The 24,761-nt window shown below is 63.7% G+C and carries 26 protein-coding genes; 11 read left to right on the top strand and 15 right to left on the bottom strand.

Annotated elements, in window-relative coordinates:
• Positions 1 to 47: 47 nt before the first annotated feature.
• The 4 genes from paaZ to AC2FME_RS09525 are packed head-to-tail and all read right to left on the bottom strand — an operon-like array spanning position 48 to position 5,053.
• Complete coding sequence (gene paaZ / locus AC2FME_RS09510) at positions 48 to 2,078, bottom strand: phenylacetic acid degradation bifunctional protein PaaZ (protein ID WP_496800295.1); 2,031 nt, start codon at positions 2,076 to 2,078, stop codon at positions 48 to 50.
• A 43-nt stretch (positions 2,079 to 2,121) separates the two neighbouring features.
• Positions 2,122 to 3,474, bottom strand: coding sequence for a TRAP transporter large permease (locus AC2FME_RS09515; RefSeq protein ID WP_496679045.1), 1,353 nt, complete (start codon positions 3,472 to 3,474; stop codon positions 2,122 to 2,124).
• The gene (locus tag AC2FME_RS09520; protein ID WP_170434228.1) at positions 3,471 to 3,977 is read right to left on the bottom strand and encodes a TRAP transporter small permease; all 507 of its coding nucleotides are present in this window, start codon (positions 3,975 to 3,977) and stop codon (positions 3,471 to 3,473) included. The genes AC2FME_RS09515 and AC2FME_RS09520 overlap by 4 nt, the downstream gene beginning before the upstream one ends.
• A 56-nt stretch (positions 3,978 to 4,033) precedes the next feature.
• Entirely contained in the window at positions 4,034 to 5,053 is a 1,020-nt protein-coding gene (locus tag AC2FME_RS09525) for a TRAP transporter substrate-binding protein (RefSeq protein WP_496679043.1), read from the bottom strand.
• Positions 5,054 to 5,218: 165 nt separating this feature from the next.
• On the opposite strand from AC2FME_RS09525, the gene paaG reads away from it, so the two are divergent.
• The 5 genes from paaG to AC2FME_RS09550 all read left to right on the top strand — a co-directional run bounded on the left by paaG (position 5,219) and on the right by AC2FME_RS09550 (position 8,647).
• The gene (gene paaG / locus AC2FME_RS09530) at positions 5,219 to 6,004 is read left to right on the top strand and encodes a 2-(1,2-epoxy-1,2-dihydrophenyl)acetyl-CoA isomerase PaaG (protein WP_496679042.1); all 786 of its coding nucleotides are present in this window, start codon (positions 5,219 to 5,221) and stop codon (positions 6,002 to 6,004) included.
• A gap of 2 nt (positions 6,005 to 6,006) precedes the next feature.
• A complete protein-coding gene (gene paaI, locus AC2FME_RS09535) occupies positions 6,007 to 6,435 on the top strand; it encodes a hydroxyphenylacetyl-CoA thioesterase PaaI (protein WP_496679040.1) in 429 nt (142 codons plus the stop codon).
• Between the two features lie 15 nt (positions 6,436 to 6,450).
• On the top strand, positions 6,451 to 7,761 hold the full coding sequence (gene paaK / locus AC2FME_RS09540) for a phenylacetate--CoA ligase PaaK (protein WP_496800296.1): 1,311 nt from the start codon (positions 6,451 to 6,453) through the stop codon (positions 7,759 to 7,761).
• A gap of 3 nt (positions 7,762 to 7,764) precedes the next feature.
• On the top strand, positions 7,765 to 8,361 hold the full coding sequence (locus AC2FME_RS09545; protein ID WP_496679037.1) for a TetR/AcrR family transcriptional regulator: 597 nt from the start codon (positions 7,765 to 7,767) through the stop codon (positions 8,359 to 8,361).
• A 70-nt stretch (positions 8,362 to 8,431) separates the two neighbouring features.
• Positions 8,432 to 8,647 carry a hypothetical protein gene (locus tag AC2FME_RS09550; RefSeq protein WP_496679035.1) on the top strand — a complete coding sequence of 72 codons (216 nt, stop codon included), beginning with the start codon at positions 8,432 to 8,434 and terminating at the stop codon, positions 8,645 to 8,647.
• Here the strand turns inward: AC2FME_RS09550 and AC2FME_RS09555 are convergent, their stop codons facing one another.
• The 10 genes from AC2FME_RS09555 to AC2FME_RS09600 form a co-directional block, all read right to left on the bottom strand.
• Entirely contained in the window at positions 8,648 to 9,406 is a 759-nt protein-coding gene (locus tag AC2FME_RS09555; RefSeq protein WP_496800297.1) for a Phenylacetic acid catabolic protein, read from the bottom strand.
• 13 nt (positions 9,407 to 9,419) lie between these two features.
• Positions 9,420 to 10,493 (bottom strand): 2Fe-2S iron-sulfur cluster-binding protein, encoded by a 1,074-nt coding sequence (locus AC2FME_RS09560; protein ID WP_496800298.1) that lies wholly within the window; start codon positions 10,491 to 10,493, stop codon positions 9,420 to 9,422.
• A gap of 10 nt (positions 10,494 to 10,503) precedes the next feature.
• Positions 10,504 to 10,965: a 1,2-phenylacetyl-CoA epoxidase subunit PaaD gene (gene paaD, locus AC2FME_RS09565; protein ID WP_496679032.1), complete on the bottom strand. Its 462-nt coding sequence runs from the start codon at positions 10,963 to 10,965 to the stop codon at positions 10,504 to 10,506.
• Positions 10,966 to 10,971: 6 nt separating this feature from the next.
• Positions 10,972 to 11,733 (bottom strand): 1,2-phenylacetyl-CoA epoxidase subunit PaaC, encoded by a 762-nt coding sequence (paaC, locus tag AC2FME_RS09570; RefSeq protein ID WP_496800299.1) that lies wholly within the window; start codon positions 11,731 to 11,733, stop codon positions 10,972 to 10,974.
• On the bottom strand, positions 11,733 to 12,017 hold the full coding sequence (gene paaB / locus AC2FME_RS09575; protein WP_005978248.1) for a 1,2-phenylacetyl-CoA epoxidase subunit PaaB: 285 nt from the start codon (positions 12,015 to 12,017) through the stop codon (positions 11,733 to 11,735). The genes paaC and paaB overlap by 1 nt, the downstream gene beginning before the upstream one ends.
• Positions 12,018 to 12,040: 23 nt before the next feature.
• On the bottom strand, positions 12,041 to 13,033 hold the full coding sequence (paaA, locus tag AC2FME_RS09580) for a 1,2-phenylacetyl-CoA epoxidase subunit PaaA (RefSeq protein WP_496800300.1): 993 nt from the start codon (positions 13,031 to 13,033) through the stop codon (positions 12,041 to 12,043).
• A gap of 15 nt (positions 13,034 to 13,048) precedes the next feature.
• A complete protein-coding gene (gene pcaF / locus AC2FME_RS09585) occupies positions 13,049 to 14,251 on the bottom strand; it encodes a 3-oxoadipyl-CoA thiolase (protein ID WP_496800301.1) in 1,203 nt (400 codons plus the stop codon).
• A gap of 191 nt (positions 14,252 to 14,442) precedes the next feature.
• The gene (locus tag AC2FME_RS09590; RefSeq protein WP_170357019.1) at positions 14,443 to 14,835 is read right to left on the bottom strand and encodes a carboxymuconolactone decarboxylase family protein; all 393 of its coding nucleotides are present in this window, start codon (positions 14,833 to 14,835) and stop codon (positions 14,443 to 14,445) included.
• Positions 14,819 to 15,943: an aromatic ring-hydroxylating oxygenase subunit alpha gene (locus AC2FME_RS09595; protein WP_496686807.1), complete on the bottom strand. Its 1,125-nt coding sequence runs from the start codon at positions 15,941 to 15,943 to the stop codon at positions 14,819 to 14,821. Before AC2FME_RS09595 ends, AC2FME_RS09590 begins: the two co-directional genes overlap by 17 nt.
• Positions 15,940 to 16,827, bottom strand: coding sequence for a MurR/RpiR family transcriptional regulator (locus AC2FME_RS09600; protein WP_496800302.1), 888 nt, complete (start codon positions 16,825 to 16,827; stop codon positions 15,940 to 15,942). Before AC2FME_RS09600 ends, AC2FME_RS09595 begins: the two co-directional genes overlap by 4 nt.
• A 68-nt stretch (positions 16,828 to 16,895) precedes the next feature.
• Between AC2FME_RS09600 and AC2FME_RS09605 the strand changes: the two genes are divergently transcribed.
• From AC2FME_RS09605 to AC2FME_RS09630, 6 genes are read left to right on the top strand one after another with little or no spacing between them, the layout of a single operon-like run.
• Positions 16,896 to 19,349, top strand: a complete 2,454-nt coding sequence (locus AC2FME_RS09605) for an FAD-dependent oxidoreductase (RefSeq protein ID WP_496800303.1) — start codon at positions 16,896 to 16,898, stop codon at positions 19,347 to 19,349.
• Positions 19,346 to 20,425 (top strand): alcohol dehydrogenase family protein, encoded by a 1,080-nt coding sequence (locus AC2FME_RS09610; protein WP_496800304.1) that lies wholly within the window; start codon positions 19,346 to 19,348, stop codon positions 20,423 to 20,425. The genes AC2FME_RS09605 and AC2FME_RS09610 overlap by 4 nt, the downstream gene beginning before the upstream one ends.
• Positions 20,422 to 21,000 carry a dimethylsulfonioproprionate lyase family protein gene (locus AC2FME_RS09615; protein ID WP_496800305.1) on the top strand — a complete coding sequence of 193 codons (579 nt, stop codon included), beginning with the start codon at positions 20,422 to 20,424 and terminating at the stop codon, positions 20,998 to 21,000. Before AC2FME_RS09610 ends, AC2FME_RS09615 begins: the two co-directional genes overlap by 4 nt.
• A complete protein-coding gene (locus AC2FME_RS09620; protein WP_496800306.1) occupies positions 20,997 to 22,103 on the top strand; it encodes a mandelate racemase/muconate lactonizing enzyme family protein in 1,107 nt (368 codons plus the stop codon). Before AC2FME_RS09615 ends, AC2FME_RS09620 begins: the two co-directional genes overlap by 4 nt.
• On the top strand, positions 22,100 to 23,206 hold the full coding sequence (locus AC2FME_RS09625) for a mandelate racemase/muconate lactonizing enzyme family protein (RefSeq protein ID WP_496800307.1): 1,107 nt from the start codon (positions 22,100 to 22,102) through the stop codon (positions 23,204 to 23,206). Before AC2FME_RS09620 ends, AC2FME_RS09625 begins: the two co-directional genes overlap by 4 nt.
• Positions 23,207 to 23,216: 10 nt before the next feature.
• Positions 23,217 to 24,515, top strand: coding sequence for an aspartate aminotransferase family protein (locus AC2FME_RS09630; RefSeq protein WP_496800308.1), 1,299 nt, complete (start codon positions 23,217 to 23,219; stop codon positions 24,513 to 24,515).
• Here AC2FME_RS09630 and AC2FME_RS09635 read toward each other — a convergent pair.
• A complete protein-coding gene (locus tag AC2FME_RS09635; RefSeq protein ID WP_496679012.1) occupies positions 24,512 to 24,727 on the bottom strand; it encodes a DUF1127 domain-containing protein in 216 nt (71 codons plus the stop codon). The genes AC2FME_RS09630 and AC2FME_RS09635 overlap by 4 nt on opposite strands.
• Positions 24,728 to 24,761: the final 34 nt, after the last annotated feature.

Here is a 24,761-nt window from a genome sequence, read left to right on the forward strand (position 1 = left end):
TCAGTCTATCCGGCCTGGCGGTGCAAGAAAAACACTTTGCCCTGCGCTCAGTAGGCGTTCATGGTCAGCAGTTCGTATTCGGCGACCTTCTCGTCATCCTGATTGGTCAGGGTCACGTGCCAGCGCACCTCGCCATAGTCGTCGGTGCGGCGGGTCTTTTGCTTGACCGTCAGGCGGACGTTGATGCTGTCGCCGGCCACGACCGGCTTCATGAAGCGCAGGCCGTCCAGCCCTGTATTGGCCAGCACCGGCCCCTCGTTCGGTTCGACGAACAGGCCGGCGGCAAAACTCAGCAGCAGATAGCCATGCGCCACCCGGCCCGGAAAGAACGGGTTTCTGGCCGCCGCGTCCTCGTCCATGTGGGCATAGAAGGTGTCGCCTGTGAAATGGGCGAAATGTTCGATGTCGTCCAGCGTGATGGTCCGAGGCGCCGTGTGCAGCGTCTCACCGATCTGCAGTTCCCCGAACTTGCGGGTGAAGGGATGCGCCGGGCCTTGGATCTCGGGCGCGCCGGGGATCCATTTCGCGCCGATCGTCGCCAGCATCCGGGGCGAGCCCTGCAAGGCCGTGCGCTGCATGTAGTGTTTCACGCCGCGCACGCCGCCCATCTCTTCACCGCCGCCGGCGCGACCGGGGCCGCCATGGACCATGTGCGGCAGGGGCGAGCCATGGCCGGTGGATTCCTGCATCGAGTCGCGGTCATTGATGTAGATTCGCCCGTTGAAGGCAGCCGCGCCCATCACCACCTCGCGGGCGACCTCGGGGTCATGAGTGATCAGCGAGGTGACCAGCGACCCCTGGCCGCGATTGGCCAGCGCGATGGCGTGGTCCAGATCGCGGTAGCCCATGATGGTCGAGACCGGGCCGAACGCCTCGGTGTCATGCACATGCTTGGCGGCGTCGGGATCGGCGCAGTGAAACAGCATCGGCGGTACGAAGGCGCCTTTTGTGGCGTCGGCGCCGATCACCTCGAAGGCATCCGGGTCGCCGAATACGCGTTCGGCTTCTTGCCCGATGAGGCTGGCCTTGGCCAGAACGTCGGCCTTCTGCCCGTTCGACACCAGCGCGCCCATGCGCGTGCCGTCCAGCCGCGGATCGCCGATCGTGGTCTGCTCCAGCTTGGCTGAGATCGCGGCGATCAGCGGCTCGACCTGCGCCTTGGGTGCGATGATGCGGCGGATGGCGGTGCATTTCTGCCCGGCTTTCGTCGTCATCTCGCGTACGACTTCCTTGACGAACAGGTCGAATTCGGGCGTGCTGGGTGCCGCGTCGGGGCCAAGGATCGAGGCGTTCAGGCTGTCCTGCTCAGCCACGAACCGCACCGAGTTGGTCAAGATCACCGGGTTCTGCCGCAGCTTCATCGCGGTGTCGGCCGAGCCGGTAAAGCTGACCACGTCCTGACAGGTCAAATGATCCAGCATGTCGCCCAGCCCGCCCGAGACCAGCTGCAGTGCGCCGTCGGGCAGGATGCCGCTGTCGAGCATGATCCGCACGGCCAGTTCGGTGACGTAGCAGCTGTTGGTGGCCGGCTTGACGATCGCCGGAACCCCGGCCAGCAGGGTGGGGGCCAGTTTCTCAAGCATCCCCCAGACCGGGAAGTTGAAGGCGTTGATATGCACCGCGACCCCTTGCAACGGGGTGCAGACGTGCTGGCCCAAGAAGGTGCCGTTCCGCGACAGCTGCTCGACATCGCCATCCAGATAGACATGGCCGTCGGGCATCTCGCGCCGCCCTTTCGAGGCAAAGACGAACATGGTGCCGATGCCGCCGTCGATGTCGATCAGATGATCCTTCTGCGTGGCGCCGGTTTCAAAGCTGAGGTCATAGAGCGCCTGTTTCTGTTCCGACAGCGCCTGCGCCAGCGCCTTGAGCATCTTGGCGCGTTCATGGAAAGTCAGCCGGCGCAGAGCAGGCCCGCCCACGTCGCGGGCATGTGCCAGCATCGCCTGCACGTCCAGCGCGTCGTTTCCGGCGGTGGCAAAGGGCTCTCCGGTGATCGCCGAGGCGATGGTGCGGGCCCCGGCTCCGGGCGCAACCCACTGGCCCGCGGCGAAACTGGAAATCTGTTTCAGAGACATGAAATGCTCCTGTATTGGGGCCGCTTTGCGCGGCGAAATGTGCTCAGTGACCCAGCGCGCCCATCTGTTGCGGCAGGTACAGAACCACGATCGGAACCAGAACGATCAGCGCCAGGCGGAAGATGTCGGCCACCCAGAACGGGGTCACGCCGCGAAAGATCGTGCCGGTCGAGACATCCCCCACCACGCCTTTCAGGATGAACACGTTAAGGCCCACCGGCGGGGTGATCAGCGAAATCTCGGTTACCACCACCACGACGATGCCGAACCAGATCGGGTCATAGCCCAGCGAGGTCACCAGCGGGAAAAATATCGGAACAGTCAGCAGCAGCATCGACAAGGATTCGAATACGCAGCCCAAGATGATGTAGATGCCGAGGATCATGAGGATCACCACGAACGGCGCCACGTCATAAGCGGTGACCATGGCGATCAGCGCCTCGGGCAGACCGGCCAGGTTGATGAAGTTCGAAAAGATCTGCGCACCGATCAGCACCGCGAACAGCGCGGCTGCGGTAAAGCAGGTTTCCTTCAGCACCTCAAAGGTCGATCCCACGGTCAGCCCACCGCGGAACAGTGCGATCAGAAAGGCGCCGGCGGCGCCCATGCCAGCGGCCTCGGTCGGCGAAAAGGTCAGGTTCAGCGGTTCGAAATCGAACACGCCATACAGCCCGCCGATCACCAGGAAGAACAGCAGAAGCACCGCCCAGACGGACCCCAGCGCGCTGATGCGCTCGCCCCAGCTGGCGCGTGCACCGGCCGGGCCGGCCTCCGGGTTGCGCCAGACGGTCCAGCGCACGGCGAACAGATAGAACAGGATGCCCAGAGCGCCGGGAATGATGCCGGCCATGAACAGCTTGCCGATCGAGGTTTCGGTCAGCAGCCCATAGATGACCAGGATGACCGAGGGCGGGATCAGGATGCCCAGCGTTCCGCCGGCTGCGATCGAGGCGGTCGAGAGCTCGTCGGAATAACCGTAACGGCGCATCTGCGGCATGGCGACTTTGGACATGGTCGCAGCGGTGGCCAGCGACGATCCGCAGATCGCCGAGAACCCGCCGCAGGCCGCCACGGTCGCCATGGCGATACCGCCGCGCATGTGGCCCAGAAAAGCGTTGGAAACCGCATAAAGTTCGCGCGCCATGCCACCCTTGTTGACGAACAGGCCCATCAGGATGAACAGCGGCACGACCGACAGGCCGTAATCCTGCGCGGTATCGGTGATCTGGCGGCCAACCATCGACATCGCGGCCTTCAGCCCGCGCTCGTCAAAGATCGAGCCGCCGCGTTCATACGCGAAGCCCAGCGTACCGACCAGCCCCATGGCAAAGACAATGGGCAGGCGCATTAGCACCAGGATCAGGACAAGGGCAAATCCAATCAGTGCAGCGGTCATTGGGAGGTTTCCGTCAGGGTTTTGGGTGCGAAAAGGTGCAGCAGGCCGGTGATGATCATCACCACGGCGGTGATCGCCACCGATGCAGTGATGAACCAGCCAACGAGGTAGGTCGGGATGCTGAGATATTCGGTAACATCGCCGTAATCGCGGGCGCGCTCGGCCAAGACCCAGACGCGCTGGACCGGCCAGTACAGCATGACGCCGCTGAGAATATAGATCACCGCGTCGCGAAGGCGGCTGAGCCGCAGGCGGTGGAAGATACCGTCGGTCAGGTCCACGGCGATATGCCCGTTGGTGACCGAGATGATGGGCAGCACCGAGAACACCAGAATCGCCATCAGGATGCGCGTCAGTTCGGTGGCGGCCTCGATCGGCGCGTTGAAGACCGACCGCAAGATCACGTCGCAGAAGGTCATCACCATCAGGATGAACAGGGCCGTGCAGGCGACAATCACCGGCAGGACGCTGGCGCGCCGTACAAGCTGGATGAGAGGGGTCATCGGGTGGCTCCGGAAGGGGCTGGATGGGGGCGGCCAGTGCCGCCCCGCATCAAAGATCAGTTCGAGGACATTTCTGACTTGATCATGTCATAGGCGGCTTGCGCATCGACGCCGGCTTCGTTGACCTCGGCAATGACCTTGGCGCGGACGCCCTCGGCGATCGTCGCGAACTTCTCCATGTCCTCGGCGCTGGCCTCTTGGATGGCGTTGCCTTCGGTGGCTTGGGTCTCATCCCGGCCGATGGCGTCGATCTCGTCCCAGATCTTGCCGATTTCGCGGCTCAGCGGCTCGCCGAACACGTTTTCCTCCAGTGCTTGCTGGATGTCTTCCGGCAGGTCGGCAAACGTGTCTTCGTTCATGATAAAGGCAAACGACCCGCGATACAGGCCGCCCGGCATTTCATAGACGTTCGGGGCAACCTCGGTCAGCTTGAAGCCCTTGCGCGATTCGAACGGCATGACCACGCCATCGGCGGCCTTTGAGGCCAGCGTTTCATAGACTTTGGGGGCCGGAACCTGGATGCCGGTCGCACCCAGTGCGGTGCCTACGTCGCCACCGACACCACCGGGGATACGAACCTTGAGGCCCGAAATCTGGTCCATCGAGGTCACCGGGCTGCTGGTGTGCAGCTGGGCCGGGCCGTGGGTGTGCAGTGCGATGACCTTGACGCCGCGATGTTCGTCGGCCGCCTTCAGATACTTGTCATAGGCCCGCCAGTACGCGACCGAGGCGGCCTCGGCCGAACCCTCATAACCCGGCAGTTCGATCAGCTTGGTCGTCACGAAACGGCCCGGCTGATAACCGTGGAAGATGATCGACGCATCCGCCGCACCATCCATGATCAGGTCCATCTGGGCCGGGGGCGGGGCGATGCCCAGCTTCAGCTCGGCGGTCACCTTGCCGTCGGTGGCCTCTTCAACCATCTCGACGAATTTGGGCCACATCTTGGCGTTGATTCCGTGGGTGGGCGGCGCCCAGCTGGAAATCGTCAGGGTGTAGTCCGCTGCAAATGCCACGCTGCCCGATACTGCCAGGGCAGCAGTCGCCAACAGCGTTTTGATCCCGTTGAGTTTCATGACTGGTTTCCTCCTCCAAAACATGAGTCATTAATGCGTTAATGGTCACTTTTGTAACCATCAACCGGCCGAAAGCCGGATTCGGCACTTCGTCGGAGAAATTTATTGACCAACCGTTCGGTTAATGCAAGAAGAATATCGAAACGAATGCAAAGCGAGCGGCCCATGAGCGATACGATTCTTGCGCAGTGGCATGGAAATTATGTGGAAATCACTCTCAACCGCCCTGATCGCCTGAACAGTTTCACCGAAGAAATGCATCATGCCCTGCGCCGCGCCATCGAAAGCGCGCGCGATGAGGGCGCGCGGGCGATCCTGCTGACCGGGGCCGGGCGTGGGTTCTGCGCCGGGCAGGATCTGGCCGATCGCGACCCGTCGAAAATGGACGGTCCGCCGGATCTGGGCCACACGGTTCGCACTTTTTATGCGCCGCTGGTGCGGTTGATCCGGTCGCTGAACTTTCCGGTGATCTGCGCGGTCAATGGCGTGGCCGCGGGCGCGGGCGCCAATCTTGCGCTGGCCTGCGATATCGTGCTGGCCGCCGAGTCCGCGAAATTCATCCAATCCTTCGCCAAGGTCGGGCTGATCCCCGATACCGGAGGCAGCTGGCACCTGCCGCATCTGCTGGGCGAGGCGCGTGCCAAGGGGCTGGCTCTGACCGGCGAGCCTTTGGCGGCGAAAACGGCCGAGGACTGGGGCCTGATCTGGAAAGCCCTGCCTGATGCCGATCTGATGAGCGAGGCGCGCGCGCTGGCCGAACGCTTGTCGAACGGTCCGACGCTCGGCCTGGGCCTGACCAAGCAGACCATCCAGGCCGCCGCGACCAACAGTCTGACCGATCATCTTGAGATCGAGGCCGACGCCATGAAGACCTGCGGTGAATCCGCCGACTATGCCGAAGGCGTCGCGGCCTTTCTGGAAAAGCGCAGCCCGGAGTTTCGGGGCAAATGAGCATGACACCGAAAGAACGCGCCGAAAAAGCCGCCGCCGCGATGTGGGCGCAGGACCATGCCTCGAAATGGGCGGGGATGGAACTGGTCGAGGTCGACGAGGGCACCGCGACGCTGGCGCTGACCGTGCAGCAGCACCATTGCAACGGGCACGGAATCTGCCATGGCGGCGTGACCTTCATGCTGGCCGACAGCGCCTTTGCCTTTGCCTGCAACAGCCGCAACCAGTCGACCGTGGCACAGCACAACGTGATCAGCTATGTCGCGCCGGGCCGGCTGGGCGACCGTCTGACCGCCCGCGCGACCGAGCAGAGCCTGACCGGCCGCAGCGGCATCTATGACGTGACAGTGACCAACCAGGATGGCCACAAGATCGCCGAGTTCCGGGGCTTTTCCCGGGCGATCAAAGGGACCCTGTTTCCAGAATCTTGAGGTGAGGAGGACATCATGAAGGATCTGACCCCGAACAAAGCGGATCTTGACCCGATCGAGATCGCGTCGATCGATGAAATCCGCAGCTTGCAGCTGGACCGCCTGAAATGGTCGCTGCGTCATGCCTATGACAATGTGCCGATGTACAAACAGCGGTTCGACGAGGCAGGGGTGCATCCCGACGATCTGAAAACCCTGGACGATCTGGCCAAGTTCCCCTTCACCTACAAGAATGACCTGCGCGGCCACTATCCGTTCGGCCTGTTTGCCGTGCCGCGCGAACAGATCATCCGCCTGCATGCGTCGTCCGGCACCACGGGCAAGCCGACCGTGGTGGGCTATACAAAGAACGACATCGACAACTGGGCCGATCTGGTGGCCCGCAGCCTACGCGCCAGCGGTCTGCGCAAGGGCGACATGATACACAACGCCTACGGCTACGGCCTGTTTACTGGCGGTCTGGGCGCGCATTACGGAATCGAGCGACTGGGCGCTACGGTCGTTCCCATGTCCGGCGGTCAGACCGAGAAACAGGTAGCCCTGATCACCGATTTCAAACCCGACGGCATCATGGTCACGCCGTCCTACATGCTCAACATCCTCGAGCAGTATCACAAGATCGGGATGGACCCGCGCGAAAGCTCGCTGTCGGTGGGCGTGTTCGGGGCTGAACCCTGGACCGACGCGATGCGGAGAGAGGTCGAGCAGGCCTTTGACATGCATGCCGTCGACATTTACGGCCTGTCCGAGATCATGGGGCCGGGCGTCGCCAACGAATGCGTGGAAACCAAGGACGGCCCGGTCATCTGGGAGGATCATTTCTATCCCGAGATCATCGACCCTCAGACCGGCGAGGTTCTGCCCGACGGCGAAATGGGTGAGCTGGTCTTTACCACGCTGACCAAAGAAGGCCTGCCGATGATCCGCTACCGCACCCGCGACCTGACGCGGTTGCTGCCGGGCACCGCGCGCTCGATGCGACGGATGGAGAAGATCACCGGCCGCAGCGACGACATGATCATCCTGCGCGGGGTCAACGTCTTCCCCAGCCAGATCGAGGAACAGGTCATGGCCACCGGCGGCCTTGCCGCGCATTACCAGATCGAGCTGTACAAATCCGGCCGCATGGACGCGATGCGCGTCTATGTCGAGGCGATGCCCGACGCGGCCGATGAACTCAGCAAGACCGCCGCCGCCCGCATGCTGACCAAGCGGATCAAGGACATCGTTGGCGTTTCCACCGAGATCGTTGTAGGGGACCCCGGCGATGTCGAGCGTAGCCAGGGCAAGGCCAAGCGCGTCGTCGACAACCGAGACAAGGAGTGAGGTTTGGCCCGTACGATTGCAAAAGATCACGACCAGAAACGCGCGCAGATCCTTAAATCGGCGGCGCGGGTCTTTGCCCGCGAAGGCTTCGACCGCGCCTCGATGACCCAGCTTGCGCGCGAATGCGGGATCTCGAAGGCCAACATCTATCACTATTATGACAGCAAGGACGCGATCCTGTTCGACATTCTCGAGACCTATCTGCGGGAATTGCGCGACCTGATATGCGGGCTCGAGATTGAAGGCCTCAGCCCGCCCGACAAGCTTCACCGCGTGGTGGCTGAAATCCTGTTGGCCTACCAGGGCGTGGATGACGAACACCGGGTTCAGACCAGCGGCATGTCGGCCCTGCCCGAGGAGCAGCAGCGCCTGCTGCGCGGGTATCAGCGCGACATGGTGAATTTCCTCAGTTCCATCATTGCCGAAGTCGCTCCTGACGTGTTTCGCGGCAACAGGTCCAAGCTGCGCTCGGCCACTATGTCGGTCTTCGGCATGCTGAACTGGTACTACATGTGGAATTCCGGTGCCGATGCACAGGCGCGCCGGGACTATGCCGCGCTGGTCAGCAACCTGACCCTGTCGGGCGTCAAGGCGCTGTAGCACCGGCCCTGCCGGCATTGTGATTTGGCTTTTGAGCCAAACCGGCGTCTACTTGCGGTCGGAGGGCGCCATGCAAAAACCCGAACGGTTCGACGAATTCTATTTCGCCAAGGTCGGGATGGGCGAGGCCTGCGGCTGCGCCGAGCGCATCATCGACGTCTATGAGTTCAACCGCAAGGCCGGTGCGGTTGACGCGGGCACGGGCAAGGTGGCTCGGCCACGGCGTCGCGGCCTGCGATCGCTTGCCCTTAAATACGGCCTGATCAGCCGCCCCAGCGGGCGGTGATCACGGGGTGCGCAAGCCAAGCCGCGTTACGACCTCGGCGGCCTCGGCCAGCCAGCGGTTTTTCAGTTCGACCCCCGAGGCGCGGCGCAGGCCCATCTGGCGCAGCTTTTCCATCCGCTCGGGGTCGCCCGCGCCGAAACTTGCGGCCACGCGGGGCCACCAGTAATCGACCGAGTCCTGCATGGCCGGCGCCGCGCCCTGTTCCAACAGCTTGACCGCGCCTTCCAGGGCCAATTCACCGTGATGTGCCTCGATCGGGGCAATGGCGCGGAACGCCTCGGCCAGCGGCTGATAGGACACCAGCGCGAACTCGGCCAGTTGCACGCCCACGGCGCGGCTCATCAGCAGGTTCATCACCACCGCATCGGTCCAGCCTTCGATCGGATAGTTGAAGACCGCAAGGCGCATGTCATGTTCGCTGCGCGTGGCCCCGATATCGGCGGAACGGTCCAGCCGTGCGGTCCACGGGTGATGCGTGGCGTATCGGTCGGTATCCGCGCCGAACTCGCCCATGATCTTCAGGACGCGGTCGGCATTGTCGGTTTTTTCCAGAACGATCTTCGCCGCCGCGATGCGTTCCTTGATGCCCGGTCCCTGGTTGATGATGTCGGCAAACCCAGCCGCACCGGCCAGTTCGCTGTCGACGAAGGTCGCCATCAGCTTCATCAACTCCGCGCGGTATCGGGGCGGCACGTTGGTCGGGTTGGTCAGAACGCCGCCCGCGGCCAGGTACCTTTCGATGCTCATGTCTTCGGCCATGGTCCCTCTCCCTTTATTGGTCGTAATCGACGACGACATTGTCGGTCAGCGGGTAGGCCTGGCAGCTGAGCACATAGCCTTTCTCGACCTCGTAATCCTCGAGCGCGTGGTTGGCGACCATCTCGACCTCGCCTTCGATCACCTTGCAGCGGCAGGTCGAACAGACCCCGGCCTTGCAGGCATAGGGGGCGTCCATCGCGTTTTCCAGCGCCGCGTCCAGAATGGTCTGGTCCTTGGGCATGGTGATGGTCTGGGTGGCGCCGTCCAGCGTGACCCGCGCCTGGGTCTGGTTGGCCTGCGCGGCGCTGGCGGCATCGCCCTGCTTGCGTTTGGCGCGGCCCGGTTGGGCGCTGGCAAACAGCTCGAACTTGATCTGGCTGTCATCCAGCCCGTGTTCGCGCAAAGCCTCGGCAATGCCCAGCATCATCGGCTCGGGGCCGCAGATGAAGGCGGTGTCGGTGTTTTCGACGTCGATCCAATGCTGGAACAGTTCGGCGCATTTCTCTTTGGTCACCAACCCGGTGAACAGGTCGATCTCCTGCGCGTCGGTTTCCAGGATATGGATCACGTTCAGGCGGCCCATGTACTGGTTCTTCAGGTCTTCCAGCTCTTCGCGGAACATGATCGTGTTCACGCCCTTGTTGGCATAGACCAGCGTGAAGCGCGAATGCGGTTCGCGTGCCAGCGTGGTCTTTAGGATCGACAGAACCGGCGTGATGCCCGACCCGCCGGCAAAGCCCAGGTGCTGCCGGTGCGCGGACGGGTCCAGCGGCGTGTGGAAGGCCCCCATCGGCGGCATCGCCTGCAACCTGTCGCCCACTTTCAGCTCGGTGTTGGCCCAGGTCGAAAAAGCGCCGCCCTCGACCCGTTTGATGCCCACCTGCAACACCCCGTCATCCTTGCCGGCGCAGATCGAGTAGGATCGGCGCAGCTCTTCCCCGTCAAATTCGCGGCGGAAGGTCAGGTACTGGCCCTGGACAAAGTCGAACGCCTCGGGCGCGCCGTTCACCGGCTTCAGAGTGACCACGACCGCGTCGCGGATGGTCTTGTGGATGTCGGTGACTTCCAGATCGTGAAAACGTGCCATCCGGTCCTCCTCAGATGCACTTGAAATAGTCGAAAGGTTCCAGGCATTCGGTGCAGCGCCAGTGCGCCTTGCACGGGGTCGAGCCGAACTGGCTGACCTTTTCCACTGCCGTGCTGCCGCAATGCGGGCAGCGGTCGGGTCCGCCTGCGGGCTGGGGCGGTGCGATGCCGTATTCTTCGAGCTTCGCGCGGCCCTTGTCGCTGAGCCAATCGGTCGTCCAGGCCGGAGAGATTCGGGTCTCCAGCTTGATCTTGTCGATGCCGTGGTCGCGCAGGGCGGTTTCGATGTCCATAGCAATGACCGAGGTCGCCGGGCAGCCGGAATAGGTGGGCGTCACGGCAACCTTCAGCGTGTCGCCCTCCCATGTCACATCGCGCACGATGCCCAGATCGACGACCGAGATCACGGGGATCTCGGGGTCGGGCACGGCGTCGAGCCATTCCCAGACCTGCTCTACGGTGGCGCGATCCATCGGCCTTTACCAGGTTGCGCCCGGATAGGCCCGCTGCAGCCATTGCATCTGGGTCAACAGGTGGCCCAGATGTTCGGTATGCATGCGCCCGTCGCGGCCGCCCTTGTGGGAAAAGCGGCTGTCGGGAATGGTCAGGGTGGCTTCGGTCAGTACGCGCTGAACCAGCGCGTCGTATTCCTCGCGTAGGCCGGCCGGGTCGGGTGCGATACCCGCGGCGGCCATCTCGGCATCAACCTCGTCGCTGGCGAACATCTCGCCGACATAGGGCCAGAGGTAATCCAGCGCCTCTTGCATGCGCCTGTGGCTTTCCTCGGTCCCGTCGCCCAGTCCGACCACCGTGTCGCTTGACCTTTCCAGGTGATAGGCGACCTCTTTGCTGGCCTTCTCGGCAATCGCCGCGACCCGGTCGTCAGACGATTTCATCAGCCGGCCCAGCATGATCGAGTGCCACGCATCAAACAGGAACTGGCGCATCAGGGTGCGGCCGAAATCGCCGTTGGGCACCTCGACCAGCAGCAAGTTGCGGAAATCCCAGGCGTCGCGCAGAAAGGCCAGATCGTCGGCAGACTTGCCTTCGCCCTGAACCTCTCCGGCCAGGCCCAGCCACATCTGCGTCTGGCCGATCAGGTCCAGTGCGGTGTTGGCCAGCGCGATGTCTTCCTCCAGCACCGGCGCGTGGCCGCACCATTCGCTGACGCGATGGCCCAGGATCAGCGTGTTGTCGCCCATCCGCAGCAGGAATTGCAGGAATGCCTCGTCGCGTGTCATCACATCGCCCCCACTTCTTCGGGGATGTCGAAAAAGGTCGGGTGACGATAGACCTTGCTTTCGCTGGGCTCGTACAGCGGACCCTTATCGCTGGGCGAACTGGCGGTGATGTTGTTGGCCTCGACCACCCAGATCGAGACGCCCTCGTTGCGGCGGGTATAGACGTCGCGGGCGTTCTTGATCGCCATTTCGGCGTCGGGCGCGTGCAGCGAGCCGACATGGCGATGGCTCATGCCGTGCTGGCCGCGGATGAAGATTTCCCACAGGGGCCATTCGTTTTTCATCAGGTGTCCTCCTATCGGGTGGGTTATTCGGCTGCGAACTTGCGGGCGCGTTTCTTGCGGGAATGTTCCAGCAGACCGTCACGCACCCATTTGCCGTCGTCCCAGGCCTTGTTGCGGGCGGCCAGGCGGTCGGTGTTGCAGGGGCCGTTGCCCTTGATCACGTCGAAGAATTCCGACCAGTCGGGCTGAGTGAAATCGTAATGCCCGCGCTCTTCGTTCCATTTCAGGTTCGGGTCGGGGATGGTCAGGCCCAGATACTCGGCCTGCGGCACGGTTTGATCGACGAATTTCTGGCGCAGTTCGTCATTGGTGTTGATCTTGATCTTCCACGCCATCGACTGGGCCGAATGCACCGAGTCCTTGTCGGACGGGCCGAACATCATCAGCGACGGGTACCAGAACCGGTTCAGCGCGTCCTGCGCCATCTTGCGCTGTTCGGGCGTGCCCTCGGCCATCTTGCGGATCGCGTCATAGCCCTGGCGCTGGTGAAAGCTTTCTTCCTTGCAGATGCGGATCATCGCGCGCGAATAAGGCCCGTACGAGGTGCGCTGCAGCGGCACCTGGTTCATGATAGCCGCCCCGTCGACCAGCCAGCCCACCGCGCCGATATCGGCCCAGTTCAGCGTGGGATAGTTGAAGATCGAGCTGTATTTCATCCGCCCGTCCAGCAGCATTTCGGTCAGTTCGTCGCGGCTGACGCCCAAAGTTTCGGCGGCGCAGTACAGGTACAGGCCGTGCCCGGCCTCGTCCTGCACCTTGGCCAGCAGGATCGCCTTGCGTTCCAGCGTGGGCGCGCGGGTGATCCAGTTGCCTTCGGGCAGCTGGCCGACGATCTCGGAATGGGCGTGTTGCCCGATCTGGCGGATCAGCGTCGCGCGATAGTCGTCGGGCATCCAGTCCTTGGGTTCGATCTTGATGTCGGCGTCGATCTTGTCCTGAAAGGCGCGTTCCTGCTCGGTCATTTCCTCGCGGGATTTGACGCCTGTTCCTGCCGTCTTGATCATCTGAGCATACATGTCGGGTCTCCTCCCTTACACGCGTTCGAGAATTAGCGCGGCGCCCTGGCCTACGCCCACGCACATGGTGCACAAGGCATAGCGTCCGCCGGTGCGGCGCAGTTGAAAGGCCGCCGTCATGACCAGCCGAGCGCCGGACATGCCCAGCGGATGGCCGATGGCGATGGCGCCGCCACTGGGATTCACATGGGGTGCGTCATCGGCCACGCCAAGTTCACGCAGGGTGGCCAGACCCTGAGCTGCGAAGGCCTCGTTCAATTCTATCACATCCATCTGTTCGATGCTGAGCCCTGTGCGGGCCAGCACTTTGCGGGTGGCCGGGACCGGACCGATTCCCATGACCCGAGGCTCGACCCCCGCGACCGCCATGCCCACGACACGCGCCATCGGGGTCAGGCCGTTCTTCTGCGCGGCGGCCTCGTTGGCCAGCAGAATGGCCGCGGCGCCGTCATTGACGCCCGAGGCATTGCCCGCGGTCACGGTCTTGTGCGGGCCGTTGACGCCGTGCAGGCTGGCCAGCTTCTCGACGGTCGTGCCGGGGCGTGGGTGTTCGTCCGTATCGACGACGATGGCGTCGCCCTTGCGCTGCGGGATGGTGACCGGGGTGATCTCCTCCGCAAACACCCCGGCCTGGTGCGCCGCGGCCCAGCGGGCCTGGCTGCGTGCCGCGAATGCGTCCTGATCAGCGCGGCTGATGTTGTATTCCTCGGCCACGTTGTCGGCCGTCTGCGGCATCGAGTCGGTGCCGTACATTTTTTCCATCTTCGGGTTCACGAAGCGCCAGCCGATGGTGGTGTCATAGACCGAATTGGCGCGGGAAAAGGCGCTGGTGGCCTTGGGCATCACGAAGGGCGCGCGCGACATGCTTTCGACGCCACCGGCAATCGCCATGTCATAATCGCCCGCCTTGATGGCCCGCGCGGCCATGCCGACCGCATCCATGCCGCTGGCGCACAGGCGGTTGATCGTGGTGCCGGGCACCTGAACCGGGAAACCGGCCAGCAGGGCGGCCATGCGGGCCACGTTCCGGTTGCTTTCGCCGGCCTGGTTGGCATCGCCCAGGATCACGTCATCCAGGCTAGCCCAGTCCACCTGCGGGTTCCGCTCTTTCAACGCGGCCAACGGGATCGCGGCCAGATCGTCGGTGCGAACCTGGGACAAGGCCCCGCCATAGCGTCCGATCGGGGTGCGCTGTGCGTCGCAGATGAAAGCGTCCATGCGTCAGAACCTCGTGTCTTGAGCTCAGGTCATTAGGTGACCGCTTGGTCGGGTAATACGCCCGGAAGCGATTCGCAGCAAGGAAAATGTAACGCAACTGTGCATCAAATCGAAATTCAGTAACATATTCGTGCTGAAACGAGGAAACCCGCGCGGGGCGGGTGATCTCGATCTGCGGCGGTGGGGGGTGGCTAAAGCTGACCGGCCTCGGTCAGAACCTTGCGCGCCACGCGAAAGCATTCCAGCGCCTGCGGGACGCCACAATAGATGCCGACGACGTGGATGATCGCCCGGATTTCCTCCTTGCTGACGCCGTTGTTCAGGGCTCCGCGACAGTGGATCTCCCACTCGTGCATCTTGCCCAGGGCGCCGATCATCGACAGGTTCATCATCGAACGGGTCTTGGGATCGATCACCTCGTCCCCCCAACCAAAGCCCCAGCACCAGGCTGTCATGGCCTCCTGAAACGGGCGGGTGAAATCATCCGCCGCAGCCAGGTTCTTTTCCACGTATTCGTCGCCCAGCGTCGCCTTGCGCTGTGCCAGTCCTTTCAGGAACAGGTCTTCGTCAAAGATGTCGGCCATCGTCTACTCCGCTTGCATCTGTATCCACCGCCTCGCGCATCCATTGCTGCAAGCGGGCGATCGAATGTTCCGACAATACGCCGCAAGCCGGGTCCAGCACCAGCGGGCCGGGGCGATAGCCGCGCGATTTCAGGCCGCGATGCACGCTTTCAACCAGCTGGATGTCTTCTTCGACCGTGGTTTCCCGGTCCTGCACCGCCAGTTGGCGGATCACCGCGCTTTCGGACCCGCCCTCGGTGTACCATCCGCGCCAGACGGTACAGTGATCGGCATCATGCGCGCGCCAGTGATAGGTGTTCAGGACATTGCCGGGATAGCACTGGAACGAGAACATCGGCCATAGAAACCATGACCGATAGTCGCCCGCATGGGGCACCGAAAGGTCGATGGGATAGGTCATCTTGTCGAGGCTCTGACACTCGGTCGTATGGCGCAGAACGTATCCGCCGCCTGCATCGGGTTGAATGTCATAGGTTTCGGGTTTGACCACACCGGTGGCAAAGGTCGGGTGATTGGTCGGGCAGTGATAGCATTCCGAGTAGTTCTCGATACTGACCTTCCAGTTGCAGTTTTCGGGTATCTCGACCCATTCCAGCGGTTCAAGATCGTCAATGTGTGGAACGAATGCACGGATTTCCGCTCTCACCCCGGGGTACCAATCGTCCATCGGGGCGGCGTCATCGTCGAGGTTGACGAAGATGAAGCCGTTGAACAGCTCGGTCCTCACCGGGGTCAAGCAGATCGCGCTGCGGTCGAAGCCCGGAACCGACTTGATGTTGGGTCCGGCGCGCAGGTGCCCGGTGAGCTCATAGGTCCACGCGTGATAGGGGCAGACGACGACGCGGGTGTTGCCGGCCCCGGTCACCATTTCATGCGCGCGGTGCTGGCAGACGTTGTAGAAGGTGCGGATTTCGCCATCGCGCCCGCGGATGCAGAACAGGTTCTGACCTGCGATTTCAAAGGCGAAATAGTCGCCCGGTTCGCGCACCTGCGCCACATGGCCGGCAAATTGCCAGGTGCGGGCCAGAAGGCCCTGTTTCTCCTGCTCGAATATCGCCGGGTCGGTGTAATAGCGGGCTTCCAGCGAGCGGGTCAGCGGTGCGGTCATTCAGGCTCCTCCGCATATAGGCCAAGTTGGTGCCGGCGGCGGTGAAACCGCTCGACACGCTCGACGATTTCATCGCTGGACAGGGCGACCACGAAAGACAGAAGCGTCTCTAGCAGCGCAATGGTCGAAACCGATGACGGAAAGAACTGGGGCGTGTCGGCGGCGACGACAAACCCATGTTGCGCGTTCAGAATGACCGGGCTGGCGGGGCTGTCGGAAATGCCGACCACGGTCATGCCCTGTTCGCGGGCCAGCTTTACCGCCTCGACCACCTCGGTCCGGTAGGGGTGGCAGGTCATCGCGATCAGCACGTCCTGTTCGTCGGCCCAGGCCAGATCGTCCACCGGGGTCGAGCCGGGCCGGGGAATGGCGTGGAACTGCTTCATCCCGGTCGAGGCCAAATAGGTAAAGTTGCGCGCGTTCGCGTTGTTGACGCCGACGCCCAGCGTGAAAATCTGCCGGGATGTCCAGATCGCCTCGGCTGCAGCCTGCAACCGGGTGGCGTCGATCCCGGCGAAGGTTTCCTCGATATTTCGGATCGCGGCTCCGACCATGTCGGCATAGAGCCCGCCCAGTTCGCCGGATTTGCCGATCTCCTGCAGCCAGCGGGCGCGGTCCGGGAACGACACGGTGCCACGCCGGATGGCGTCGCGGAACGGCGCGCGGAAATCCTCGTACCCCTCAAACCCCACCTGCCGCGCCATGCGGACGAAGGTGTTGGGTTTCACGTTCGCGGCCTCGGCGATCTCGCGCACGGTCGAAACGCCCACATCCGCCGGATTTTCCAGCACATAGCGGGCGGCTTTCTGCGCCTCGGGCGTTAGTGCGTCCCATTCACGGGTCAGCCGGTCAAGAACGGCATTTGATACATTTGTGTCATTCATGATTGACGATGGTACAAATGTGGCCTTAGCCTGTCGAGAAGAAATGCGACTCGGTGAGAGGAAAAATCATGTCCGGGAAGGAACTGCCGTCACAGGCCCGCGTGGTGATCGTGGGCGGAGGTGTCATGGGCGTGGGTCTGGCCTATCACCTGGCGCACGAGGGCTGGACGGATGTCGTTCTGCTGGAAAAGGCCGAGCTGACCAGCGGCAGCACCTGGCATGCGGCCGGGCAGATCACCCACTCGACCAGTTCCTTTGGTCTGGGCAAATGCGTGGACTACAACATCGCGCTTTATTCCGGAGCGCTTGAGGCCGAAACCGGGCAGGCGGTGACATGGCATGGCTGCGGCTCGTTCCGGCTGGCCTATACCGAGGACGAGATGGACTGGCTGCGCCACACCCTGTCGGTGGGCCGGTCACTGGGCTTCAACATCGAGCTGGTGGGCCCCAACCGCGTGGCCGAACTGCACCCGTTCTACAACCTCGACGGGGTTCTGGGCGCGCTGCACACGCCGGATGACGGGCATGTGGACCCGACGAACGTGACCATGGCCATGGCGGCGGGGGCGCGTCAGCTCGGCGCGCGGATCATCCGCCGCTGCCGGGCCACCAACATCACCCAGGCGGCCAATGGCGAATGGGTGGTCGAGACCGAACGGGGCACGATCCGCTGCGAACACGTGGTGAATGCGGGTGGCACTTATGCCCGGCAGATGGGCGAATGGTCGGGCCTGCAACTGCCGATGACCTCGATGACCCACCACTATTTCGTGACCGAACCGGTGCCACAGTTCCAGGACCTCGATCACGAGTTGCCGGTGATCCGCGATGACCGCAAGGTCTCGGGCTATATCCGCATGGAGCAGAAGCGCGGGCTGATCGGGATCTACGAAAAGGAAAATTCGAACTCGGTCTGGCATGACCACTGCCCGTGGGACTACGAAAACTGGCTGTTCGATGCCGATTACGACCGGGTCATGCCGTGGCTCGAAGAGAGCCTGAACCGGATGCCGATTTTCGCCGATCTGGGCATCCAGCGCGAGGTTCACGGGGCGATCTCGCACCCGCCCGACGGCCATCCGCTGATCGGCCCGGCGCCGGGGGTGCGAAACTATTGGTGCTGCTGCGGCACGCAGATCGGCATCGGCTGGGGCCCGGGCCTGACGCGCGAACTGGCGCGGTGGATGGTGCATGGCGCGGCCGACATTTCGATGCGCGACTATGATCCGCGCCGGTTCGGGGCATATGCCACCAAAGACTGGCAGGTCACCAAGGCGCATGAGGATTACAAACTGCGCCACGAAATTCCGTTTCCGCATTTCAACCGTCTTGCCGGGCGGCCGATCAAGCCGTCCCCGCTGTATGACCGGCTGAAAGCCAAGGGGGCGGTGTTCGAAGAGGTCTATGGCCACGAGCGCCCCCGCTGGTTCGCAAAGGATGGCGTTGAACAGCGCGACCATTATTCTTTCCGCCGCAATGTGGTGCATGACATGGTCGCCGTTGAATGCAGGGCCGTGCGCGAGGCGGTCGGCATTATGGATATCTCGGCCTTCACCAAGGTCGAGGTCAGCGGCCCGGATGCCCGGGTCCTGCTGGACCGGTTGGTTGCCAACCGCCTGCCGCAAAAGGTGGGCGGCATCGCGCTGACCCATATGCTCAACCGCCGTGGACGGATCGAGCTGGAGACCACGGTCGTGAAACTGGCCGAAGGCCGGTACTACCTCGTCTGTGCTGCCTTCTTCGAGCAGCGCCTACTGGACCACCTGACCCAGCATCGCGCCGAAGAAAACGTCGATATCATCCTGCGATCCGACGACTGGGCCGCGCTCAGCCTCAATGGCCCCCGGGCGCGCGAGGTTCTGGCCGCCTGCACCGATGCCGACCTGAGCAATACCGGTTTCAAATGGCTGACCGCGCAGGAAATCGACGTGGCGGGTCACCGGCTCTGGGCTTTCCGCATGTCCTATGCCGGTGAATTGGGATGGGAACTGCACATGCCGCGTGACAGCGCCTTGGCCGTCTACGATGCGCTCTGGGCCGCGGGCGCGCCGCATGGAATCGCCGATTACGGGTCGTTCGCGATGAACGCGCTGCGGATGGAGAAGGCCTTCAAGGGCGCGGGTGAGTTGACCAACGAGGTCACCCTGGCCGAAGCCGACGTGCTGCGCTTTGCCCGCACGGACAAGGAATACCTGGGCAAGGACCGGACTCTGAACCCCGATCTGCGCTGGGTCTGCGCCTATCTGGAGATCGAACCGGATGGCCAGAACGATGGGCATGGCGGCGAGGCGGTCCTGCTGAACGGCAAGGTCGTGGGTTCCACCGCCTCGGTGGCCTACGGGCATACGGTCGGCAAGATCCTTGCCTTTGCCTATGTCAAACCGCAGGCCAATGTGCCGGGAACCGAAGTGCAGGTGGTGATTGCGGGCGCGCCGCGTCGCGGGCGGATCCTGGGCGCGCCCGCCTATGACCCGCAAAGCCTCCGGCCCCGCACCGATACCGCGATGGAGGCTGCGGAATGATCCCGAAAACCATGAAGGCCATGGTCCTGACCGGGCATGGCGATCTGGACAAATACGAATGGCACGAGGACTGGCCCACGCCCACACCCGGCCCGATGGAGGTGCTGATCAAGGTGGGCGCCTGCGGGTTGAACAACACGGATGTGAACACCCGCACGGGCTGGTATTCCAAGGCGGTGGACGAGGCGACCACCGGCGGCGCCTATTCCGAGGTGGATGACGACGACAGCACCTGGGGCGGCGCGCCCCTGACCTTCCCGCGTATTCAGGGCGCGGATGCGGTCGGAACGGTCGTGGCCGTGGGCGAGGGGGCCGATCCCGCGATCATCGGCCGGCGGGTGATCGTGGCGGGCTGGCTGCGCGACTGGTCCGATCCGATGAACCGCGACAAGGCCGGATATTTCGGCTCGGAATGTGACGGCGGCTTTGCTGAATACACCAAGGCCGACATCCGCGGCGTGGCGCCGGTCGACTCCGACCTGAGCGATGCCGAACTGGCGACCTTCAGCTGTTCCTATGTCACGGCCGAGGGCATGTTGGACAGGGCGCAGGTCGGCGAGGGCGACACGGTTCTGATCCCCGGCGCCTCGGGCGGTGTGGGCGGGGCGCTGATCCAGTTGTCCAAGCTGCGCGGCGCCCATGTGATCGCCATGGCCAGCGCGGCCAAGCACCCCGAGGTCGCCAAACTGGGCCCGGATCGTATTCTGCCGCGCAACCCCAGGAACCTGCGGGCCGAGTTGAAAGGCGAACGGATCACCGTCGTCGCCGACGTCGTGGGCGGAGAGATGTGGCCCAAACTGATCGACATGCTGGAGCGTGGCGGGCGCTATACCTGTTCGGGCGCGATTGCCGGTCCGATCGTGCAGTTCGACCTGCGCACCTTCTATCTGCGCGATCTGACCTTCACCGGGTCGACCGTGAACACGCCGCAGAACTTCTTTGATGTCGTGAAATACATAGAAAATGGGCAAATCAAGCCAGCTTTGGCCGCCACTTACCCGTTGACTGAGCTGCGAGAGGCCCAGCAGGCCTTCATCGACAAGCATCATACCGGCAATATCGTGGTGATCCCATGACCCTGGAAAACGTTCTCGAAGCTGCGCGGCACCTGCATCAGACCCTGCCGGCGCTGTCCGAATTCGGCACCTGGCCCACCGACCTGACCGCAACCGGTTTGCAACCGCGAGCGATCCCCGCCACGGCACTGGTGCAGGCGCTGGATCAACCCGGATCACCCCGGACAACGGGGTTGGTTCAGGCGATCCGGTCGGCGGCGCATCTTGCCCACTGGAAACGCACCTATACCGAGGCAGAGGTCGGTGCCGATTTCCGCAATCGGTACGGGTATTTCGAGCTGTTCGGGCCAACCGGTCATTTCCATTCGACCCAGCTGCGGGGCTATGTCGCCTATTGGGGCGCCGGGCTGGACTATGACTGGCACAGCCATCAGGCCGAGGAGCTTTACCTGACGCTGGCGGGTGGCGCGGTCTTCAAGGTTGAAGGAGATCGGGCCTTTGTTGGCGCTGAGGGCACGCGGTTGCACGCCAGTTGGCAAAGCCATGCCATGTCCACGGGGGATCAGCCGATCCTGACATTCGTACTGTGGCGGGGCGAGGGATTGAACGACCTGCCCAGGATGGACGCCGCATGAAGATCACCCGCATCTCGGTCTTTCACGTCGATCTGCCGCTTGAACATCCCTATTGGCTGTCCGGCGGACGTCTGAAATTCGAGGTGCTGGATGCCACTTTCGTCAAGATCGAAACCGATGCCGGGCTGACCGGCTGGGGCGAGGGCACGCCATGGGGCCACACCTATGTGCCCGCGCACGGGCCGGGCATCCGGGCGGGGATCGAGACCATGGCGCCCTTCGTACTGGGGCTGGACCCGCGCCGGGTTCTGGAGGTCGTGCGGGCGATGGACCACGCGCTGCCCGGGCACCTTTACGCCAAATCGCCGATTGACATGGCCTGCTGGGACATCGCCGGGCAGGCGACCGGGCTGCCGATTGCCGATCTGATGGGTGGCGGGTCACGCAGCCCTGCGCCGATCGCGTCCTCGGTCGGGGCCAAGACCGTCGAGGAAACCCGCGCGGTGATGGATCGCTATCGCGGCCGCGGCTATTGGGTGCATTCGGTCAAAGTGGGCGGCGACGTGGATCGCGACATAGAACGCATACGCGATGTCGAGGCGCATCGCCCGGCGGGTGAGCGCATCCTCTATGACGTCAACCGCGCCTGGACGCGGCAGCAGGCGCTGCGGGTGATGAAGGCCACCGAGGATCTGGGCGTGATGTTCGAACAACCGGGCGAGACGCTGGACGACATCGCCGCCATCCGGGCCCTGCATTCCGCGCCGGTCAGCGTGGATGAAAGCCTGGTCACCCTGCAGGACGCCGCGCGCATTGCCCGCGACGGGCTGGCCGAGGTCTTCGGGATCAAGCTCAACCGTGTCGGCGGCCTGACCAAGGCTGCTCGGATGCGGGACATCGCGCTGGCGCATGGCATCGACATGTATGTAATGGCCACCGGCGGCTCGGTTCTGGCCGACACCGAGGCGCTGCATCTGGCCGCCACCATCCCCGACCACAACCGTCTGGGCGTCTGGGCCTGTCAGGACATGCTAACGCTGGACGTTGCGGGCGGGCGCGGCCCGCGCAACCGTCAGGGTCATCTGGAACTGCCCGAGGCCCCCGGCCTTGGCCTGGCCCCGGATGAAGATGCACTGGGCGATCCCAAGGCCGTGTACCAATGACTCGCATCACCCGCATTTCGCTCTGGCATGTGCCGCTGACCAGCCACCAGGCCTATTACATGGCTGACGGCAAGGCCTGCGACACGGTTGAAACGGTGGTTCTGGCGCTGGACACCGATGACGATCTGACCGGCTGGGGCGAGGTCTGCCCGATTCCGCATTACCTGCCCGCCTATGCGCGCGGCGTGGCCCCGGCGGTTCAGGACATGGCCGAGGTTCTGCTGGGCGCCGACCCGATCGGACCCGAGGCGTTGATGGCGCGGCTGGACCGGCACCTGCCGGGGCATGTCTATGCCAAATCGGCGATTGACATCGCGCTGTGGGATCTGACGGGGCAGGTGGCAGGGCTGCCGCTGCACGCGCTGCTGGGCGGTCGGCGGGCGCAGACGATGCCGCTCTATCACTCGATCACCTGTATCGCCCCGGCCGAGATGGCCCGCATCGCCCGCGAGGCGCAGGCGCAGGGCATCACCCAGTTCCAGGTCAAGCTGGGCGCGGATGCCGATTGGCAGGCCGATGTCGAACGCCTGCGTCTGGTGCGCGAGGCGGTGGGCGACGGGCCGCTGGTCTATGGCGATTGGAACTGCGGCGCCACGTCTCTGGACGCCAGCCGGGTGGGGCGGGCGGTTGCGGATCTGGATGTGATGCTGGAACAACCCTGTGCCACGATTGAAGATTGCGCCCGCGTGCGCGCTGCCACCGGTCTGCCAATGAAGCTGGACGAATGCGCACACGACACCGCTAGCCTGCTGGCCGCGCATGCGCTGGGCTGCATGGATGCGGTCGCGGTAAAGCTGTCGAAATTCGGCGGGCTGTCGGCTGCGCGCCGGGCGCGTGATCTGTGCCTGCATCTGGGCGCGAAGATGTGCGTCGAAGACACCTGGGGGTCTGACATCACCACAGCCGCCCTGCTGCATCTGGGCGCGGCCACCGAACCCGCGCGCTTGATGAACGTGTGCGACCTGTCGGGCTATGTCGCGCCGCGGCTGGCGCCGGATGGCCCGGCCCGCAAGGGCGGTCGGATCGCGCCGCCCGACGGGATCGGCCTCGGTGTCTCGCCAGACCGCGAATACCTGGGCGCGCCGGACGTGATACTGGATTAGGGAGGCGACCATGCCGCGACATCTCAGCCAATCCGACTGGGGCCAGCGCGCCCGCGCGGTGCTGCCCGGCGGCGGCTTTGGCAATTTCGACCCGTCGGTCTTCATCCGCGAGGGCCGGGGCAGCCGCGTCTGGGACGAAGACGGGAAGGAATATGTCGACCTGCTGATCGGCTCGGGGCCGATGCTGCTGGGCCACGGCCACCCCGAGATCTTGGAGGCCGTCGCCGAACAGATGCCCAAGGGCATGACGTTCTTCGCCAACAACGCGCGCGCGGTCGAACTGGCCGAAGAAATCTGCGCTGCCGTGCCCTGCGCTGATCAGATCCGCTATGTCTCGTCCGGCGGTGAGGCTGACATGTACGCGATCCGGCTGGCCCGCGCCTTTACTGGCCGCGACAAGATCGTGAAGTTCGAAGGCGGCTATCACGGCATGAGCGCCGAAGCACAGATGAGCCTGGCCCCGTCACGAACGGTGAATTTCCCGCAGGCGGTTCCCGACAGCGCGGGCATACCGGCCAGCGTTCAGGCCGATATGCTGATCGCGCCGTTCAACGACCCGGATTACATCCGCTCGCTGCTGGCCGAGCACGGCAACCAGGTCGCGGGCATCATCGTCGAGCCGCTGCAACGCATCATCCCGCCCGAACCCGGCTTCTTGCAGCTACTGCGAGACGAGGCCGACAAGTACGGCATCGTGCTGATCTTTGACGAGGTGGTGACCGGGTTTCGTTTCGCCTATGGCGGCGCGCAGGAGCTGTATGGCGTGACCCCCGACATCGCCACGCTGGGCAAGATCATCGGCGGCGGCTTTCCCCTGGCCGCGATCGCCGGGCGGGCCGAGATCATGGCCCATTTCGACAAACCCGCCGTTGGGCCTGAGAAATGGCTGATGCAGCTGGGGACTCTGTCAGGCAATCCGGTGGCAGCGGTGGCCGGGCTCAAGACGATGGAGGTGTTGCGCCGTCCCGGTCAGTACGACCGGCTGCGCGCCAATGGTCAGCGTCTGATGGATATGGCCTCGTCCGCGCTGACCAAGCAGGGGGTCGCCCATCGTATTATTGGCGATTCGACCCTGTTCGAGATCGTGTTCACGGACGGAAAAGTGCGGGATTACAGGGATGTAGTCCGCGCGGATACGGCCAAGGCCACCCGGTTCAATGCGGTTCTAATGCAGAACGGGATGTTCAAGTCACCGGGCAAGACCTATCCGTCCCTGGCGCTGACCGAAGCGGACTTTGACCTGTGCAAAGCCGCCTATGCCAAGGCCGCGCAGGCCGTGGTCGAGATGCAGGATGCGGGCGTGTCTTAGTAGACGCCCGCCATCACCAAACGCACGATGTCTTCGCGCTTCATGCCACGCGCGGCCAGTTCTTCGTCGGTCAGCGCGTGCAGTTGCTTGATCTTGACGACTTTGGCGTTGGCCTCGCCCATGCGGATCAGCGCCTCGTAGATGCCGTAGAACACATCGGCCACTGTCGACAGCAGGTTGAAGACCGCCGGGCGGCGCGTCGTATGTGCCATGAGCAGAACTCCTCTGGTCTGAAGTTGACCCCGC

The organism is Ruegeria sp. BHSC026, assembly GCF_059613065.1.